Annotated in this window: 17 protein-coding genes; 8 read left to right on the top strand and 9 right to left on the bottom strand. The window is 70.9% G+C overall.

Translation table 11 applies throughout. The annotated features are described in order from the left end of the window. Window positions 1-10: 10 nt before the first annotated feature. The 6 genes from hypE to V7778_RS13115 are packed head-to-tail and all read right to left on the bottom strand — an operon-like array spanning window position 11 to window position 5,761. A complete protein-coding gene (hypE, locus tag V7778_RS13140; protein ID WP_335555869.1) occupies window positions 11-1,021 on the bottom strand; it encodes a hydrogenase expression/formation protein HypE in 1,011 nt (336 codons plus the stop codon). Then, window positions 1,018-3,285 carry a carbamoyltransferase HypF gene (gene hypF, locus V7778_RS13135; RefSeq protein WP_335555867.1) on the bottom strand — a complete coding sequence of 756 codons (2,268 nt, stop codon included), beginning with the start codon at window positions 3,283-3,285 and terminating at the stop codon, window positions 1,018-1,020. The genes hypE and hypF overlap by 4 nt, the downstream gene beginning before the upstream one ends. A gap of 4 nt (window positions 3,286-3,289) precedes the next feature. Beyond that, complete coding sequence (gene hypD / locus V7778_RS13130; protein WP_335555865.1) at window positions 3,290-4,402, bottom strand: hydrogenase formation protein HypD; 1,113 nt, start codon at window positions 4,400-4,402, stop codon at window positions 3,290-3,292. Then, the gene (gene hypB / locus V7778_RS13125) at window positions 4,399-5,127 is read right to left on the bottom strand and encodes a hydrogenase nickel incorporation protein HypB (protein WP_335555863.1); all 729 of its coding nucleotides are present in this window, start codon (window positions 5,125-5,127) and stop codon (window positions 4,399-4,401) included. The genes hypD and hypB overlap by 4 nt, the downstream gene beginning before the upstream one ends. Before the next feature lie 41 nt (window positions 5,128-5,168). Then, complete coding sequence (locus V7778_RS13120; RefSeq protein WP_335555861.1) at window positions 5,169-5,528, bottom strand: hydrogenase maturation nickel metallochaperone HypA/HybF; 360 nt, start codon at window positions 5,526-5,528, stop codon at window positions 5,169-5,171. Then, entirely contained in the window at window positions 5,528-5,761 is a 234-nt protein-coding gene (locus V7778_RS13115; protein ID WP_335555860.1) for a HypC/HybG/HupF family hydrogenase formation chaperone, read from the bottom strand. The genes V7778_RS13120 and V7778_RS13115 overlap by 1 nt, the downstream gene beginning before the upstream one ends. A gap of 140 nt (window positions 5,762-5,901) precedes the next feature. Here V7778_RS13115 and V7778_RS13110 point away from each other — a divergent pair, with 140 nt between their 5' ends. Next, window positions 5,902-6,423 (top strand): universal stress protein, encoded by a 522-nt coding sequence (locus tag V7778_RS13110; RefSeq protein ID WP_335555858.1) that lies wholly within the window; start codon window positions 5,902-5,904, stop codon window positions 6,421-6,423. 21 nt (window positions 6,424-6,444) lie between these two features. On the opposite strand, the gene V7778_RS13105 is transcribed toward V7778_RS13110, so the two are convergent. Next, window positions 6,445-7,281 (bottom strand): universal stress protein, encoded by an 837-nt coding sequence (locus V7778_RS13105; RefSeq protein ID WP_335555856.1) that lies wholly within the window; start codon window positions 7,279-7,281, stop codon window positions 6,445-6,447. A 226-nt stretch (window positions 7,282-7,507) separates the two neighbouring features. On the opposite strand from V7778_RS13105, the gene V7778_RS13100 reads away from it, so the two are divergent. Both V7778_RS13100 and V7778_RS13095 read left to right on the top strand, forming a co-directional pair. Further along, a complete protein-coding gene (locus tag V7778_RS13100; RefSeq protein WP_335555855.1) occupies window positions 7,508-10,204 on the top strand; it encodes a bifunctional acetate--CoA ligase family protein/GNAT family N-acetyltransferase in 2,697 nt (898 codons plus the stop codon). Further along, window positions 10,205-10,792, top strand: a complete 588-nt coding sequence (locus V7778_RS13095; protein WP_335555853.1) for an NAD(P)H-dependent oxidoreductase — start codon at window positions 10,205-10,207, stop codon at window positions 10,790-10,792. Between the two features lie 171 nt (window positions 10,793-10,963). Here the strand turns inward: V7778_RS13095 and V7778_RS13090 are convergent, their stop codons facing one another. Continuing rightward, the gene (locus V7778_RS13090; RefSeq protein ID WP_335555991.1) at window positions 10,964-11,272 is read right to left on the bottom strand and encodes a beta-lactamase hydrolase domain-containing protein; all 309 of its coding nucleotides are present in this window, start codon (window positions 11,270-11,272) and stop codon (window positions 10,964-10,966) included. Between the two features lie 99 nt (window positions 11,273-11,371). Here V7778_RS13090 and V7778_RS13085 point away from each other — a divergent pair, with 99 nt between their 5' ends. From V7778_RS13085 to V7778_RS13065, 5 genes are read left to right on the top strand one after another with little or no spacing between them, the layout of a single operon-like run. Continuing rightward, window positions 11,372-11,704, top strand: coding sequence for a metalloregulator ArsR/SmtB family transcription factor (locus V7778_RS13085; RefSeq protein WP_335555851.1), 333 nt, complete (start codon window positions 11,372-11,374; stop codon window positions 11,702-11,704). Beyond that, window positions 11,701-12,132: a YeeE/YedE family protein gene (locus V7778_RS13080; protein ID WP_335555848.1), complete on the top strand. Its 432-nt coding sequence runs from the start codon at window positions 11,701-11,703 to the stop codon at window positions 12,130-12,132. The genes V7778_RS13085 and V7778_RS13080 overlap by 4 nt, the downstream gene beginning before the upstream one ends. A gap of 16 nt (window positions 12,133-12,148) precedes the next feature. Next, window positions 12,149-12,586, top strand: a complete 438-nt coding sequence (locus V7778_RS13075; protein ID WP_335555847.1) for a YeeE/YedE family protein — start codon at window positions 12,149-12,151, stop codon at window positions 12,584-12,586. A 12-nt stretch (window positions 12,587-12,598) separates the two neighbouring features. Then, entirely contained in the window at window positions 12,599-13,393 is a 795-nt protein-coding gene (locus V7778_RS13070; protein WP_335555845.1) for a sulfite exporter TauE/SafE family protein, read from the top strand. A gap of 31 nt (window positions 13,394-13,424) precedes the next feature. Continuing rightward, window positions 13,425-14,126 carry an MBL fold metallo-hydrolase gene (locus V7778_RS13065; protein WP_335555843.1) on the top strand — a complete coding sequence of 234 codons (702 nt, stop codon included), beginning with the start codon at window positions 13,425-13,427 and terminating at the stop codon, window positions 14,124-14,126. 25 nt (window positions 14,127-14,151) lie between these two features. Here V7778_RS13065 and V7778_RS13060 read toward each other — a convergent pair whose 3' ends face one another. Continuing rightward, entirely contained in the window at window positions 14,152-16,701 is a 2,550-nt protein-coding gene (locus V7778_RS13060) for a cation-translocating P-type ATPase (RefSeq protein WP_335555841.1), read from the bottom strand. Between the last annotated feature and the right edge of the window lie 198 nt (window positions 16,702-16,899).

Genomic DNA, 16,899 nt, shown 5'->3' with positions numbered 1-16,899 from the left:
CGGTCCTCCTTCAGCAGATCCGCGGCAGCGGATCATCTTCCAGTTCTTGCAGCAAACGCTCCCCGCCAAGCACCGTACGCAGCGCCACGCCGGGCCGCCCTGCCCTCACGGCGCCGACGATGGCGGCTTCGCGTCCCTCGGGAAGTGCGCGCCATGCGGCGAGGGCCGCCGGGGCATCGTCCTCGCTCACGGCGGCCAGGATCCGTCCCTCGCACGCCAGGTACAACGGGTCGTAGCCGAGCATGTCGCAGACCGACTGCACGGCGGGACGGATCGGGATGGCCGCCTGGTCGAGCGCGACCGCGCGTCCGCTCGCGCGGGACAGTTCGTGCGCGACGGTCGCCAGCCCGCCCCTGGTCGGGTCGCGCATGAAGCGCAGGCCGGGCAGCGGCAACAGGGCCTGCGCCAGCCCGAGCACATTGGCGCAGTCGGACGCCAGCTCGCCCGACAGGCCAAATTCCTCCCTCGCCAGCAGGACGGCGATGCCATGGTCCCCCACCGGTCCGCTGACGAGCAGCCGGTCTCCTTCCTTCACCCCAGCCGGTCCGGGCGGAGCGCGATGGCTGCGCAGGCCGACGCCGGTGGTGGCGAGATACAGGCCGCCGCCTTCCCCGCGCCGCACCACCTTGGTATCGCCGGCCACCACCACCACGCCCGCCGCGGCGCGCGCGGCGCCGGCCATGCTGGCGACGATCCGCTCCAGTTGCGCGACCTCGAGACCCTCCTCGATGATCGCGTTCAAGGTCAGGTAGAGCGGAACGGCGCCGGCGACCGCCAGGTCGTTCACCGTGCCGTTCACCGCCAGGCTCCCGATGTCGCCGCCGGGGAACTCCAGCGGTTGCACGGTGAAGGCGTCGGTGCTCAGCAGCAACTCCGTGCCGCCCAGCGGCACTGCCGCCGCATCCGCATCCGCGTCCAGCCAGGGGTTGCCGAGATGGCGCACGAACACGGCGTCGATCAGCTCGCGCATCAGGCGTCCGCCATTGCCGTGGGCAAGCAGGATGTGCCGGTCCTGCATCATCGCCGCGCTCCCGCCTCCACCAGCTGGCCGAAAGCCAGGGCGGCGTCGTTGCAAGGCAGCCGCTGCGCCAGGCGCACTTCGAAGCCGTCCGTCGCCAGCAGGCCACACGCCTCCTCGGTGAGCCGGCGGTTCTGGAACACGCCGCCGGCGAAGCCGACATGGCATATGCCCTGCTCCTCGCGCAGGGCGCGCGCCTGCGTCAGCAGCCCGCGCGCCAGGCTGGCGTGGAACATCGCGGCCCGCTCGCCCGCCGGCCGGCGCCGGTCGGCCAGCGGGGCGACCAGCGGGCGCCAGTCCAGTTCCCATAAGCCTCCGCCGTTCCTGGCCAGCGGCAGCGCGACCGGCGCGGCATCCCATCCTTCGGCGCTCGCTTCCAGCCACATCGGCCCCTGCCCTTCGTAGCTGGCCTCGTCGAGCAGCCCCACCAGGGCCGCCGCGCCGTCGAACAGCCGGCCCGCCGCCGTGGTCGTGCTGCAGTTGATGCCCTTGCGCCAGGCCTGGAACAGCAAGGCGGCGTGTGGGCCGCGCCACGCCCGGCCGCTCTCCCAGCACAGTGCGGCCGCGCTGCGCCAGGGCGCGCGCGCGGCCTGCCCGGCTGCCGCCAGGCGGAACGGACGCAGGCTTGCCACCCGGCGCCAGGCGCCGGGGACGCCGAGCAAGGCTTCGCCTCCCCACAGGCTGCCATCGTCACCCAGGCCGACGCCATCCCAGGTAAAGACCAGCCAGCGCGCGACCTCGGGATATTCGGCGGCCAGCGCCGAAGCGTGGGCGCGGTGGTGCTGCACCCGAATGGCCGGCAGGCCCGATGCCATGGCCCAGCGCGTGCCCGCATAATCCGGATGCGCATCGCAGACGACGCCTTGCGGCGTCACCCCGTGCAGGGCGGCAAGCTCGGCCAGCGCCGCCTCGAACACGGCAAGCGCGCGCGGGCTATCCAGGCCACCGATATGCGGCCCAAGCACCGCCCGGCTGCCCCAACCCAGCGCGATCGCGTTCTTCATGTGACCGCCGGTCGCGAGCAGGGGCCGGGCCAGGGCGCGCGGCAGGGCCATCTCCACAGGGGCCGCGCCGCGCCCGAGCCGGATCGGCCTGGGCCTGCCAGCGATCACGCGAAACACCGAGTCGTCGGCCGGACGGGCGATGGGCCGGTCGTGATGCAGGCAGGCGTCGGCGACATCGCCCAGGCGTCCCTCGACGTCCGCCGCCTCGGTCAGGACCGGTTCGCCGCTGATATTGGCGGAGGTGGCCACCAGGGGCCGGCCGAAGGACTGCATCAGGAGATGATGCAGCGGGCTGCAAGGCAGCATCGCGCCCACTTCCGTCAGGCCCGGATGGACGCAACGCGCCAGCGCCGCGCCGGGTTTCGGCCGCACCAGCACGATCGGGCGCGGCGGACTCCATAGTGCCGCCTGCGCGGGCGGCTCCAGGTCCAGCGTGCGGTCCAGGCAGGCGGCGTCGGCGGGAAACAGCAGGGCCAGGGGCTTATGGGGCCGGCGCTTGCGCACCCGCAGGCGCTCCACGGCGGCCTCGTTCCCGGCGTCGGCCAGCAGATGGTAGCCGCCGATGCCCTTCGCCGCGACGATGCGTCCCGCCTTCAGCTGCGCAACGCACTCCGCCAGCGCGGCCTCGCCATGCAGCGGCGGCCTGCCGGGGGCATGGAAGGCTAGCTGCGGCCCACAGTCGGGACAGGCGACCGGTTCGGCGTGGAAGCGCCGGCTGCCGGGGTCCTCGTATTCGCTCCGGCAGCGTGCGCACAGGCGGAATGCCTTCATCGTCGTATTCGCCCGGTCGTAGGGCAGCGCCGCGATCAGCGTGTAGCGCGGGCCGCATTGGGTGCAGTTGATGAAGGGATAGCGGTAGCGCGGGTCGGCAGGATCGCCGAGTTCGCGCACGCAGTCGTCGCAGCAGAACAGGTCGGGCGGCAGGAACACTTCCCCGTCCGCATCGGCGTCGCTCGCGAGAATACGAAAGTCCGGGAAACCGGATGGAGGCTGTGCCTCGCAGGAAGCGAGGCGCGCGCGGGCCAGCGGCGGCGCCTCCGCCAGCAGGGCCTGGCCGAAGCGTTCCAGCGCGGCGGCCTCGCCTTCGCCGACGACCAGGACCTGGCCCGCGACATTCTGCACGAAGCCCCGGATGCCGCGGGCGCCGGCAAGACGGTGCACGAAAGGCCGGAATCCGACGCCCTGGACCCGCCCCGACAGCAGCCAGCGGCAGGCCGCCGCCGCGCCCTCCGCCCGTTCCCCAGTCGCGTTCACCGTATCCATGGCATCAAGCTTCGCTCCCCGCCAGCCCGGCCGGACGTTTCCCGGCCGCCCACCAGATGCGGCAGGCTCCCTCGTCGGACACCATGCAAGGGCCGACCGGCCCACGCGGCGTGCAGGCGCGGCCGTAAAGACGGCACTGGTCGGGGTAGATCTGCCCCAGCACCACTTTCGCGCAGTCGCAGCCCGGCGGCATCCGGCCCGCACGCTTGCGGCCGGCCTGCGGATCGGCGGGGAAGCGCAGGCGTGCGTCGTGCCCGGCGAAAGCGGACGTCAAGCGGTAGCCCGAGCGCGGAATCACGCCGATGCCGCGCCAGGGCGCATCGACGATGTCGAGGACCCGCGCCATCTGCTGTTGCGCCAGCGGATTGCCGCCAGGGCGCGCCACCCGCGGATAACAGTTATCGAGAAAGCAGCGCCCCTCGACGACTTGCCTCAGCACGGAATAAGTGGCCGCCAGCAGGCTGTCGGGCGTGAACCCGGCGACCGCCGCCGGCATGGCATGCCGTTCGGGCACGAAACGCCACTCGTCGGTCCCCATGACGGTGGCCACATGGCCGGGCGCCAGCAATGCGTCGAACGACGCCTGCCCGGAGTCGAGCAGCATGGCGACGGCCGGCCAGGTGCGGCGTGCCGACAGCAACACGAACAGATTGGCCGGCGCCGCGGCGAGCAGCATGGCCGCCACCGGCGCGGTCGTGGTCTCGAAGCCGGCGGCGAAGAACACCACCGCCCGCTCCGGATGCGCCCGCGCGATCCGGACCGCCTCGAGCGGCGTGGCGATCGGCCGCACATCGGCGCCCGCGCCGCGCGCCTGCTCCAGCGAGGCCGGCTCGCCCTTCGGCACATTGGCCGGCACCCGCAGCATGTCGCCGAACGCGAGCACGATCGCCTCCCCGTCGAGCGCGATCCGGACCGCGTCGTGGATGTCTTCCTCGGGACACACGCAGACGGGGCAACCGGGTCCGGGTATGAGTTCGACCTCGGGCGGCAGGACGCTGCGCAGTCCCGCCATGCTCACCGTGCGCTCGTGGCCGCCGCAGACATTCATGATCCTGAGCCGGGGCGGCAGGCGCAAGGCCCGGATGCGCGCCAGCCACTGGATGGCGTCGGCGCTCATCGGGCGTGTTCCACGGCCGCCGGCAAGGCGGCATGCATGCGGCGCAGCCAGGCGAGCCAGGCCTCCATGCCGACCCTCCTGCGGGAAGACAGCGGCAGCACGGGGGCTGGATTGGCGATCCGGCGCAGGGAGCGCGTGGCCTTGTCCTGATCGAAGTCGTCCAGGAAGGGCAGCAGGTCCACCTTGCTGATCAGGAGCAGGTCGGCGGCCCGGAACATGACCGGATACTTGGCCGGCTTGTCGTCGCCTTCGGTGACCGACAGCAGGACGACGTCATGGTGCTGGCCGAGGTCGAAGCTGGCGGGACAGACCAGGTTGCCCACGTTCTCGATGAACAGGATGTCGACCCGGTCCTGCGCCAGGCGGTGCCACGCGTCGTGCACCATCGCCGCGTCCAGGTGGCAGGCGCTGCCGGTCGTGATCTGTACCACGGGGACGCCCTTGGCGCGGATGCGGCGAGCGTCGTTGTCCGTCTCCAGGTCGCCGACGATCACGGCGATGGCGTATTCCGCGGCAAGCGCCTCGATGCTCGCCTCCAGCAGGGATGTCTTCCCCGCCCCCGGCGACGACATCAGGTTGACTGCCAGGACGCGAGCGGCGTCGAAATGGCGGCGATTGTGCGCCGCCGTCCTGTCGTTGGCGGCCAGCAGGCCGCGCAGCACCTCTATCCGTGTGCCGCGCGCTTCCACCGGTGCATAGTTCGGCCCGGAATGGCCGGCGCTCATGCCGCAACCACAGTCCTCGCACATCGTTTCCCCCCAAGGCGCTAAGTTGACTGGCCAGGGAAGACCAGGTCGACGCTGTCGAGCAGCATTTCGTCGCCGCTCAGGAGCCGGGTCAGCCCGCTGCCGCAGATGGCGCAGCTCAGCCTGTCGAGCGCGGCGTCGCCTGCTGCCCCGCAGCGCAGGCAGGCGATCCTGAGCGGAACCTCCACGATGGCCAGTTCCGCGTCCTGCGCGGGCGTACCGCGGCGCGCCTCCCGATAGGCTGCCCGCAGCAGCGCCGGCTCGATACCGGACAAGGGTCCCAGCCGCAAGCTCACCATGCTCACGCCGCTTGCCCCGTGCCGCGCCGCCAGCCGGGCCACCTGGTCCAGCAGCGCGCTGCAGACAGACAGCTCATGCATCATGTCCCGCCCTGCGCGCGTGTAGCGCGATCCAGCAGTTCCCAGGTGCCCAGCGCTTCGTCCGCTGCCACTGTCTGGATCGCATAACCCACGTGCACGATGACGAAGTCGCCGGCATCAACCGAACCGGGAGGCAAGAGGTAGAGGCTGACTTCACGACGGACGCCGCCCGCCTCGCAGCACGCCGTTTGTCCGTCGAGCGCGACAACCTGCATGGGAATGGCAAGGCACATGAGAGAGCCGTCCGATCGCGATCAATGAAGGCTTTTCCATCTTCGACTCAGTGCCGTATTAAATGTTTGATCTCGATCAAAATTGCCTGAGATGCCATTTGGCAGTTCCTTGACGCCGGTCAAACACAGCACGAGCAAGTATGGTAATCCTGAACGCATTCCACCTTCCCGGACCCTCCATCATGTTCATCGAAAGAGTTTGCGTGGCGACAGACGGCTCCGACATCGCAGTCCAGGCAGCCCAGATGGGCGCCCTGCTCGCGCGAGCAGGCGCCGGACGCATGGTGGCGGTATCGGTCGCGCAACCGCACTTTTCCATGCCGGACAGCGGCGCCGCCGTGCCGGACACCCGGGCCGAGTTCCTCCGCGCACACGAGGCTGCCCGCGCTCACGTCGAGACCGTCCGGCGCATCGCCGACGCTGCCGGGGTGAGTTGCGAGTGGGCAACACCGCTCTCCTCGGTACCGGGCCCGGAGATCGTGCGGATCGCGGAAGAACAGGGTTGCGACCTGATCGTAATGGGAACGCACGGACCGAACGACGCCAACCGGTTGTTCGCCGGCAGCGTCGCGCAATACGTGCTCGCGAACTCGACCGTCCCGGTACTGTTGCTGCGGGTACCGCGCGAAGCGTCGCGGCCGGAGTTCGGCGAATTCCCGTAAGCGCGGGGGGTCGGTTCCGGCTCAGCGCGCGAGCAACAGGGGAATCGTGCTGTCCTGGAGCACGGTCCTGCTCACGCCGCCGAGAAAGAGTTCACGGAACTGGGTATGGCCGTAGCACCCCATGACCACGAGATCGTAGCCGTCCTGTGCCGCCAGCGTCAGCAGGTGATGGCCATTGTCGATATTGCGCCGGATCGCCAGCATCTCCACCCGGATCGCGTGGCGGGAAAGGAAGGCGATCAAGTCTGCATCCTCGCCGGCATCGGACAGGCCGGCGCCGCCGGGGATCTGGAATGACACGACAGTCACGCGCGTGGCGCGCTGCATCAGGGGCACGGCGGCGCGCAGGGCGGCCGAGGCCTCCTTGCTGCCGTTCCATGCCACCAGGATGTGCTCGCCCGGCGACCGGCGCCCCGGTGCGCAGGGGACGACCAGAACCGGGCGGGCGCAGGTAAACACGACATATTCCGGAACGCGCCCGATCGTGTCGGTCAGGGCTTCGGCAAGATCGTCCTGGTTGACGACCACCAGGTCGCTGAAGCGTCCCAGCCTGGCAAGCGCATCGCTGACCAGGTCGCACACCAGGCGGCCCTCCGACGGCACCCCTGCCTCGTCGGCGATGGCGGCGAACTGTTCGAGGGCGCGCGCCGCCGTGTCGTGCAATGGCTGGAAATAGCTTGCCTCAAGGCTGTCCGGCGCCGCATGGTAGCCATGTGGAAAAATGTCACGCGACACGCCGGTGGCGGCAACGCCGATCAGGTGTGCACCATGCGCCTTGGCCAGCTCGGCGGCGATCCGGATCCGCCCTGGAGCATGGCGCGACAGGTCCGCATGTACGACGATGGTCTTGTAGCTCATCAGCCCTGCTCCTCGTCCCGACCAAGAATGTCAAGCCAGTCTCGCCATATCGCCCGGCCTTGTGTTTGATGGAGATCAAATCCACGAGCATTCGTACTGACTGGCGCAGCGAACCTCGCACTGCGGGCGCTACCATCGATTTCTATTCCAATTTTGATGTCCGTCAAATAATTTACTCTCGGGCTTCGCTAGGCTGTCGATATTTGGCTGAGGCCAGGGAGAGCTCATGAGTATTCGCAACCTCGGTCACTTCTTTGCGCCCCGCTCGGTCGCCGTGATCGGCGCCTCCGACCGGCCCGGCAGCGTGGGCGCGACCGTGTGGCGAAACATCCTTGCGGGCGGCTTCCGCGGACCGCTGTGGCCGGTCAACCGGCGCCATGCCCAGGTTGGCGGCCGCCCTGCCTACAGCCGCGTCGGCGAGCTGCCCGGCGTCCCCGACCTGGCCGTGATCTGCACGCCGGCGTCCACGGTGCCGACGCTGATCGGGGAACTCGGCGCCGCCGGCTGCCGCGCAGCCATCGTCATCAGCGCCGGTCTGGACGCCGACGCCGGCGGCGGCCGCAGCCTGCGCCAAGCCATGCTGGACGCGGCGCAACCCTGGCTGCTGCGCATCCTCGGCCCAAACTGCGTCGGCATGCTGGTGCCGGGCATTGGCCTGAACGCCAGCTTCGCGCCGGGCGCGGCGCTCCCCGGCCGCCTGGCCTTCGTGGCGCAGTCGGGGGCGCTCGTCACCGCCGTGCTCGACTGGGCCGCCGCGCGGCGTATCGGCTTTTCCTGTTTCATCTCCCTGGGCGACGGCAGCGACGTCGATTTCGGCGACCTGCTCGATTACCTGGCCGCCGATCCCGGCACCGACGCCATCCTGCTGTATGCCGAAAGCCTGCGCCAGGCGCGCAAGTTCATGAGCGCGGCGCGCGGCGCGGCGCGCGGCAAGCCGACCCTGATCGTCAAGGCCGGGCGCGGCAAGGACGCGGCGCGCGCGGCCTTCAGCCATACCGGCGCGCTGGCCGGATCGGACCTGGTCTACGACGCGGCGCTGCGCCGCGCCGGCATGCTGCGGGTGCGCACCACGGACGACCTGTTCGACGCGGTGGCGATGCTGGCGCGCGCCCGCCTTCCGCGCGGCGAGCGCCTGGCGATCCTCACCAACGGCGGCGGGCCGGGCGTCATGGCGACCGACGCCCTGGCGGACGCGGGCGGCGTGCTGGCCCAGCTGGCGCCCGCCACGCTGGCGCGCCTGGGCGACGGCTTGCCGCCCTTGTGGTCGCACGCCAATCCGATCGACATCGTGGGCGATGCGCCCGCGGAGCGCTACCGCCATGCGCTGGCCGCGTTGCTGGACGCACCCGAGCTGGATGCCGTGCTGATGATCCACGCGCCGACGGCGATCGTGCCGAGCGCCGAGATCGCCCGCACCCTGCTGCCGCTGATCGCGGACGCCGCGCGGCCCGTCCTGTGCTGCTGGCTGGGCGGTCCCAGCGTGGCCGAGGCCCGCCGCCTGTGCATCGAGGCCGGGGTGCCGGTCTTCGACACTCCCGAGGAAGCGGTCAAGGGCTTCCAGCAGCTGGTGGATTACCGGCGCAACCAGGCCGTCCTGATGCAGGCCCCCGGGCCGTCCGAGCTCGGCGCGCCCGACCGCCATGCCGCCCGCGTCCAGGTCGACGCCCTCATCGCCGGGGGCATGGACGCCGGCGGCGCCGTGGGCGAGCATGCCGCCAAGGCCCTGCTGGCCGCATACGGCATCCCCGTGGTGGCGACCGAGATCGTCGCTGATCGCCGGGACGCGCTGGCCGCCGCCGGGCGCCTCGGCTATCCGGTGGCCCTGAAGATCGTGTCGCCGGACATCGTCCACAAGTCCGACATCGGCGGGGTGGCGCTCGACCTGGCCGGCCCGGAGGGGCTCGGCGCGGCGCTCGATGCGATGCTGGAGCGGGTGCGCACCCGGCTGCCCCACGCGCGCGTGGACGGCTTCACGGTCCAGGCGATGGCGCGCCGGCCGCAGGCGCTGGAATTGATCGTCGGCGTCAGTGTCGACCCGGTATTCGGGCCGGTCGTGCTGTTCGGTCATGGCGGCGTCAGCGTCGAAGTCACGGCCGACCAGGCGGTGGGGTTGCCCCCGCTGAACCGGGTGCTGGCCGCCGATCTCGTCAGCCGCACCCGCGTGGCGCGCCTGCTGGCGGGCTACCGCGGCCGGCCGCCGGCCGACATGGACGCCCTGTGCGACGTTCTGGTGCGCGTGGGCCAGCTGGCGGCCGACCTGCCCGAGCTGGCCGAACTGGATATCAATCCGCTGCTGGCTGACGCCGGCGGCGTGATCGCCCTCGACGCGCGCATGCGGCTGCAGCCGGTTCCCGCAGGGTGCGACGGCCATGCGCGGCTGGCGATCCTGCCGTATCCGGAACAACTGGAACGCCAGGTGGACAGCGCGATAGGCAGGCTGACGCTGCGTCCCATTCGTCCCGAAGACGCCGCCGCGCACGTGGCCTTCTTCCATGCGCTCACGCCGCAGGACGTCCACATGCGCATGTTCGGCCTGATGCGCGAGCTCTCGCCCCAGCAGCTGGCGCGCTTCACCCAGATCGACTATGCGCGCGAGATGGCCTTCATCGCCACCCGCCCGGGATCGGGCGGCGCGGACGAGACCCTGGGGGTGGCGCGGGTCGTCCTCGACCCGGACGAGGTGCGCGGCGAGTTCGCGGTCGCCATCCGCTCGGACCTGAAGGGGCGAGGACTGGGACGTCTGCTGATGACCCGCCTGCTCGACTACTGCGCCGCGCGCGGCGTGGCCGTGGTCGAAGGGGTCGCGCTGCCGGAGAATGCCGGCATGCACGCGCTGGCGCGCGCCCTCGGCTTCGACCTGCACGCCGGCGCCGACGGCATGGTGACGATGCGCCGCATCCTCGACGCCGACCGGGCGGCCTGAATGAGCAAGCATATCCTGATCATCCAGGGGCATCCGGACAGCGCCCGCCAGCACCTGTGCCATGCGCTGGCCGAGGCCTACGCCGACGGCGCACGCGCGGCCGGAAACAGTGTCGAGACCGTCGAGCCGGCGCGGATCGGGTTCGCCCTGCTGACCGATGCGGCGCAATGGCAGCACGGCGACGTGCCGCCCCCGCTGCGGCCGGCCCAGGAAGCCATCGCGCGCGCCGCCCACATCGTTCTGATCTATCCCCTGTGGCTGGGCGACATGCCGGCCCTGCTGAAGGGCTTTCTCGAACAGGTCCTGCGGCCTGGCTTCGCGATCGCCCGCACGCCGGCGAACCCGCTGAAGGCCGGGCTGCTGGGCGGACGCAGCGCCCGTGTGATCGTCACGATGGGCATGCCGTCTCTGGTGTACCGCGCGTTCTACCGCGCCCACAGCCTGCGCTCCCTGCGCCGGAATATCCTGCACTTCGTCGGTATCGCACCGGTATCCACGACCATCGTCGGCGGTGCCGGCGCGATGCCGCCCGAGCGGGCCGCGCGCTGGTGCGCGCGCCTGCGGCGCCTGGGCGAGCGCGGCGCCTAGGGGCTTTTCCCGCGCGCGGGGCATTGCCGTGCAATGAAAGCCGCGCGCGGACCGCCGGAGTGCGGCCGGGGAAATCAGCCTGCTGGTCGCCTGGGGGGCGTGCCTGGACGCCCCCCGGGGCCCTGCCGCCGCTTCCTGGCAGGGATCGCCCCTGCCTTACCGACGCGTGCTCTACCACGAGGCCTCGGCCCGCATGCCGGTGCGGCAGAAACCCAGGACCGGCTTTCGGCGCTCGGCCATAGAAGGCGGCGAAGGCGTCAAGGGCGGCTGGATGATCCTGCTGGGCGTGACATGCAGATGCAGCGCCTGCATGCCGTGCTTCCTTGCCTCCGCTTCGATCTCGGGGAAAACCGCTTGGCCGGCGCCTTCGCCGCCGGGCCGGTCGCAGACCAGGGTGGCAAAAACCTGCTGCTTCAGCCACCCGAGATCCTCCGGCGTGAATCGCGGCGCCACCGCGTAGTGCGCGCCGAGACAGCAGATGCTCAGAAGGGAATCTTGTGCGTGGATTCGGACTACAGTATACTAGAACATATATTGTAACTTTATAGAATGTCTCCAGATAGAGTGAACGAGAATCCCATGTCCGATACACAACAACTGGATTTGCAACAGATGCGCGCCGCCGCCGCGCAGGCCTGCGCCCTGCTCAAGGTCCTGGGCAACCCCGACCGGCTGATGCTGCTCTGCCAGCTGAGCCAGGGCGAATACGCGGTCGGCGAGCTGGAAACCCTGCTGGGAATCGGCCAGCCGACGCTGTCGCAGCAGCTCGGCGTGCTGCGCGACGAGCAACTGGTCAGCACGCGGCGTGAAGGCAAGCAGATCTTCTACCGTATCGACAGCAGTGAAGCACTGGCGCTCATGCAAGTGCTGTACCAGCAATTCTGCCTGCCTTCCGAAGGAGTCACCTCATGAACATCGACTGGATCCACTTCACCCCCGGCAGCTCGCTCGCCGGCGGGCTGATCATCGGCGCGGCCGCCGCCGGCTTCGTGCTGCTCAACGGCAGGATCGCCGGCATCAGCGGCATCCTGGGCGGCCTGCTGCGCCCGGCGCGCGGCGATATCGGCTGGCGCCTGGCTTTCCTGCTGGGCCTGGTGGGCGCACCGCTCGCCTACGCACTGGCGGCGGCGCCGCCCGCCGCCATCGTCGAGGCCGATGGGCTGACGCTGGTGGCCGCCGGCCTGCTGGTCGGCGTGGGCACCCGCTACGGCGCCGGCTGCACCAGCGGCCATGGCGTGTGCGGCATCTCGCGCCTGTCGCCGCGCTCGCTGGTGGCCACCGCGGCCTTCATGCTGGCCGGCTTCGCCACCGTGTTCCTCGCGCGCCACCTGTTCACCTGAGACTGGAGTCACCACCATGCACATCCTTAGCGCATTCATCGTCGGCCTGGCGTTCGGCATCGGCCTGATCGTCTCGGGCATGACCGATCCGTCCAAGGTAATCGGCTTCCTCGACCTGGCCGGCAACTGGGACCCGTCGCTGGCCTTCGTCATGGGCGGGGCGATCCTGGTCGGGCTATTCGCATTCCGCATCGCCGGCCGGCGCGAGCGCTCGCTGCTGGGCGAGGCCATGCGCCTGCCGACCGCGACCCGGATCGACCGCCGGCTCGTGCTCGGCTCGCTCGCCTTCGGCGCCGGCTGGGGCCTGGCGGGCTACTGCCCCGGCCCGGCGCTGTCCTCGCTGGCGACCGGCGGCGCCAAGCCCCTCCTGTTCACGGCCGCCATGCTGGCCGGCATGGGCCTGTTCGAGTTGTTCGAGCGTTTGGGCTCCACCCGCGCCGCCGGCAAGGCCTGAGGCGGGCATGCCATGCTGATCCCCATCCTGCTCGGCCTCCTGGTCGGCCTGATCCTGGCGCTGACCGGCGCGGGCGGCGGCATCCTCGCCGTCCCCCTGCTGGTGTTCGGCACCGGGATCGGCGTCGCCCAGGCCGGACCGATCGGCCTGCTGGCGGTCGGGATGGCGGCCACGCTCGGCGCCCTCCTCGGGCTGCGCGCCGGGCAGGTGCGCTACCGCGCCGCCCTCCTGATCGCGGCGTCCGGCATGCTGCTGGCGCCGGCCGGCCTGTGGGCGGCGCGCCTGGCGGACGCCCGCTGGCTGGGCCTGCTGTTCGGCCTCACGCTGCTGGTCGTGGCGTACAGGACCTGGCGCCAGGCCGCCCTTCCGGCATCCAGCCAGTCCACGGATGCGCCGGTCTGCCTGCGCGGCGAGCGCAGCGGCCGCTTCGTCTGGACCCGTCCCTGCGCCCGGGCGCTGGGCCTGTCCGGCGCGCTGGCGGGTTTCCTGTCCGGCCTGCTCGGGGTCGGCGGCGGTTTCGTCATGGTTCCGGCCCTGCGGCGCCATACCGACCTGCCGATGACATCGGCGGTGGCGACGTCGCTGGCCGTGATCGCCATCATATCCGCCGCCGGGGTGGCGACGTCGGCGGCCCAGGGAGGCGTCGCCTGGTCCATGGCGCTCCCGTTTGCCGGAGGCGCCCTGGCCGGCATGCTCGGCGGCCGCTCGCTCGCCGCCAGGGTGGCGGGGCCGGCCTTGCAGAAAGCCTTCGCCGTGGTCTCGGCCCTGGTGGCCGCCGGCATGGTCGCGAAGGCCCTGCTCGCCTGAAGCGCAGGTAACCTCTTCTTTGGAGAACGACATGAACCTCAACCCGATCCAGCTGTTCGACACCGAATCCTCGACTTTCACCTACATCCTGGCTGCGCCCGGCGAGGCCGATGCCGTCATCGTCGATCCCGTGGAGCGCCACTGGGAGCGCGACCTCCGCCATCTCGAGCGCCTTGGCCTGAAGCTGCGCTACGTGCTCGAGACCCACGCGCACGCCGACCACGTGACCTCGGCCGGCAGGCTGCGCGAACAGACCGGCGCCGCCGCCGCGGTGCCGGGCGGCTGCGGCATCGCGCCCGCCGAGCTGCAATTGAAGGATGGCGATGTGATCCGCTTCGGCGCCGCCGAGGAGATCGCCGTGCTGCACACGCCGGGCCACACCGCCGGCAGCATGAGCTATGTCTGGCGCGGAAACGTCTTCACCGGCGACACCCTTCTGATCGACGGCTGCGGCCGCACCGACTTCCAGAGCGGCAGTGCCGACGCCCTGTACGACAGCGTCAACGCCAAGCTGTTCACCCTGCCGGACGACACGCGCATGTGGCCCGGCCACGACTACAAGGGCCAGGCGGTGTCGACGATCGGATGGGAGAAGCGCCACAACGCGCGCCTGGCCGGCCGCAGCCGCGCGGATTTCGTCAAGCTCATGGGCGAGCTGAACCTGCCGAAACCGAAGCTGATCGACGTGGCCGTGCCGGCAAACCAGAACCTGGGCTTGCCGCACGGCGGCTGAGCACCCAAAAGCGCGTGGCCAGCGTCTATCCTCCCGCGATCCTGGCCGGCTGTTGCCTTCGCGCAGAAAAAGCCTTGCGCAGCTCCAGCCCGGCCAGCGCAAGGAGGGCGGCCAGCCCGGCGCCGGCCAGGATCGCAGGCGGAGGGGGCGCAAGGCGGAGCATGGAGGCCGCCGCCGGAACGAACACCGCAAGCGCCAGCAGCAGCAGCGCGATCCCGGTGATCGTCCAGAACACCGGATTGGCGATTCGCAGCGTCCCGCCAACCCCGCCGCGCTGGCGGTTGGACAGCAGCAGGGCCAGGTTGCACAAGACAAGCCCGGCGAAGGCGACCGTGCGCGCCTGGGACTCGGGCAGCTGCGATAGCGCCCAGCCGTACAGCACGGCCAGCACCGCCAGCACCCACAGCCCCTGCACGAGCGCGCCGAGGATGGCTTCGCGGCCAAACAGGGCGTCATCGCGCGCCCGCGGCGGCCTGCGCATGAGGTCGGCTTCAGGTGGCTCGTTCTCGAACGCAAGCGAACACGCAGGATCGATCACCAGTTCGAGGAAGACAATATGCAGCGGATACAGCAGCACCGGCCAGCCCAGCAGGACCGGCAGCAGGGCCATGCCCGCTATTGGCACGTGCATCGCCATCACGTAGCACATCGATTTGCGCATGTTGCCGAAGATCCTGCGCCCGGAAGCGATCGCCTCCACCAGCGAGGCGAAGCGGTCGTCGAGCAGGGTGAGTTCCGCCGCCTCGCGCGCGACGTCGGTGCCGCGCCGTCCCATGGCCACACCCACGTTGGCCGCGCGCAGGGCCGGGGCGTCGTTCACGCCGTCGCCCGTCATGGCCACCACGGCGCCCTCCTGCTGCAAGGCGCGCACGATCCTCAGCTTCTGCTGCGGCGCGATGCGCGCACAGACCGCTGCCTCGGCGAGCCGGGCGGCCAGCGCCGCATCGTCGAGCGCCTCGATCTGGGCCCCAGTCAGTACTTCACCTTCCCCCAGCCCGGCCTGGCGCGCGATCGCGCGTGCCGTTTCCGGGTGGTCGCCGGTGATCATCACGACGCGAAGGCCGGCCTCCCGGCACGATGCGATTGCCGCCGGTATATCCTCGCGCAGGGGATCGGCCAAGGCAGCCAGGCCCAGCAACTCGAACCCGAAGGCGGCCGGGTCGGCCGGCCATGGGCCCGTGCGCACATCGGCGCGCGCCACCGCCAACACGCGCAGGCCTGCGCCCGCCATGCGCGCCGCCGCCTCCAGCGCCGCCGCGAGGCGCGGCGGGTCCGCGCGGCACATGGCGGCGATCGTCTCCGGCGCCCCCTTTGCGGCGACCAGCGCGCTGCCGTCCCCGCGGTCCCAGACCTGCACCAGCGCCGGGCGCTGGGGTGTCAGGCCGTACTCATGAACCTGGACCCAGCCGTGCGGCACCGCGCCGCCGTCCGCAAGCGCATCGCCCGCCAGGCGCCAGAAGGCCGCTTCCATCGGGTCGCTGCCGAGTTCGCGGCTGGCGCGCAGCGCGTGCGCCAGCAGTTCCCCGTGCGCCTCCGGCATCGGAGCCCCGCCGCCCGGCTCGTGCTTGACCCCTTCGCGCCACAGAGCCGCCACCGCCATCCGGTTCTCCGTGAGCGTGCCCGTCTTGTCGACACATAACACCGAGGTCGAACCGAGGATCTCGATGGCCGCCAGGCGCCGGGTCAGAACCTGGCGCCGCGCCAGGCGCCAGGCGCCGAGTGCGGGAAACACGGTCAGGATGACGGGAAACTCTTCCGGCAGCATCGACATCGACAAGGCGATGCCTGCCAGCAGGGCCTGCAGCCAGTCGCTGCCGCGCGCGACCAGCAACAGCACCAGGGACACGCTGACGACGCCTCCCAGCAGGGCGAAGCGGCGCGCCAGCTGCGTGGTCTCGCGCTGCAGGCGGCTGCGTGGCGGCTCGATCTGTCCGAGCGCGGCTCCGATGCGACCGATCTCGCTGCGCGGGCCGGTGGCGCTGACCCGCGCCAGGCCATGGCCCTGCACCACCAGGGTCCCGGAGAACACCCATGGCAGGTCGGCGCCGCCCGGGGGCGCCGGCGCGCTGCCCTTCGGCGCCGCGAGCTTGCCGACCGGGACCGATTCGCCGGTCAGCAGCGACTCATCCACCAGCAAGCCGGCAGCGGCGAGCAGCAGGCCGTCGGCCGGCACCCGGTCGCCCTCGCCCAGCTCCACCAGGTCGCCTTCTACCAGTGCGCTCGCCGGAATACGCTGCGCCTGGCCGTCGCGCCAAGCAAGAGCGGTCGGGGAACTCAGGTCGCGCAGTGCCTGGAGCGCGCGTTCGGTGCGCCCTTCCTGAAACAGGGTCATGCACATCATGAGGACCACCATGCCCAGCAGGAACACACCTTCGCGCGGCTCGCCCAGCAGAAGGTAGAGTACTGCGGCGCCGGCGAGCAGCAGATACATCGGCTCGCGGGCCGCGTCCGCGGCGATGCGCCGCCAGCGCCGTCGGCTTGCATCGGGCAGGCTGTTGGGACCGTCGCGCGCCAGGCGCCGAGCCGCCTCTTCGCTGTCCAGTCCCGCGGGAGCGCCGGGAGCGTCAGCTTCCATGGCTGTCCGGACGGGACGTGAAGGCCGCGTGCTCGCCGCGCAGGCCGTCGGGTATTACCGGGACGGGGTCCGCCATCGATTCCTCGCTGTCTCGTTCGATCGACATGGTCGGACCGACTGTAATTCTTCCAAGCCGATATGTCATGCGGCTCAGTTGACCGACATCAAAATTTGACCGAATAATGAAGGCGCCTGCTC

The sequence above is a fragment of the Massilia sp. DD77 genome (genome assembly GCF_036961685.1).
Taxonomy (GTDB): Bacteria; Pseudomonadota; Gammaproteobacteria; order Burkholderiales; family Burkholderiaceae_D; genus Telluria.
Note: the sequence above shows the minus strand (reverse complement) of the source record. Positions and strands in the feature narration are given on the sequence as shown.

Coding starts and splice junctions, on each gene's coding strand:
- hypE (WP_335555869.1), bottom strand. CDS start 1,021: ATGATGCAGGACCGGCACATCCTGCTTGCCCACGGCAATGGCGGACGC.
- hypF (WP_335555867.1), bottom strand. CDS start 3,285: ATGGATACGGTGAACGCGACTGGGGAACGGGCGGAGGGCGCGGCGGCG.
- hypD (WP_335555865.1), bottom strand. CDS start 4,402: ATGAGCGCCGACGCCATCCAGTGGCTGGCGCGCATCCGGGCCTTGCGC.
- hypB (WP_335555863.1), bottom strand. CDS start 5,127: ATGAGCGCCGGCCATTCCGGGCCGAACTATGCACCGGTGGAAGCGCGC.
- V7778_RS13120 (WP_335555861.1), bottom strand. CDS start 5,528: ATGCATGAGCTGTCTGTCTGCAGCGCGCTGCTGGACCAGGTGGCCCGG.
- V7778_RS13115 (WP_335555860.1), bottom strand. CDS start 5,761: ATGTGCCTTGCCATTCCCATGCAGGTTGTCGCGCTCGACGGACAAACG.
- V7778_RS13110 (WP_335555858.1), top strand. CDS start 5,902: ATGGTAATCCTGAACGCATTCCACCTTCCCGGACCCTCCATCATGTTC.
- V7778_RS13105 (WP_335555856.1), bottom strand. CDS start 7,281: ATGAGCTACAAGACCATCGTCGTACATGCGGACCTGTCGCGCCATGCT.
- V7778_RS13100 (WP_335555855.1), top strand. CDS start 7,508: ATGAGTATTCGCAACCTCGGTCACTTCTTTGCGCCCCGCTCGGTCGCC.
- V7778_RS13095 (WP_335555853.1), top strand. CDS start 10,205: ATGAGCAAGCATATCCTGATCATCCAGGGGCATCCGGACAGCGCCCGC.
- V7778_RS13085 (WP_335555851.1), top strand. CDS start 11,372: ATGTCCGATACACAACAACTGGATTTGCAACAGATGCGCGCCGCCGCC.
- V7778_RS13080 (WP_335555848.1), top strand. CDS start 11,701: ATGAACATCGACTGGATCCACTTCACCCCCGGCAGCTCGCTCGCCGGC.
- V7778_RS13075 (WP_335555847.1), top strand. CDS start 12,149: ATGCACATCCTTAGCGCATTCATCGTCGGCCTGGCGTTCGGCATCGGC.
- V7778_RS13070 (WP_335555845.1), top strand. CDS start 12,599: ATGCTGATCCCCATCCTGCTCGGCCTCCTGGTCGGCCTGATCCTGGCG.
- V7778_RS13065 (WP_335555843.1), top strand. CDS start 13,425: ATGAACCTCAACCCGATCCAGCTGTTCGACACCGAATCCTCGACTTTC.
- V7778_RS13060 (WP_335555841.1), bottom strand. CDS start 16,701: ATGGAAGCTGACGCTCCCGGCGCTCCCGCGGGACTGGACAGCGAAGAG.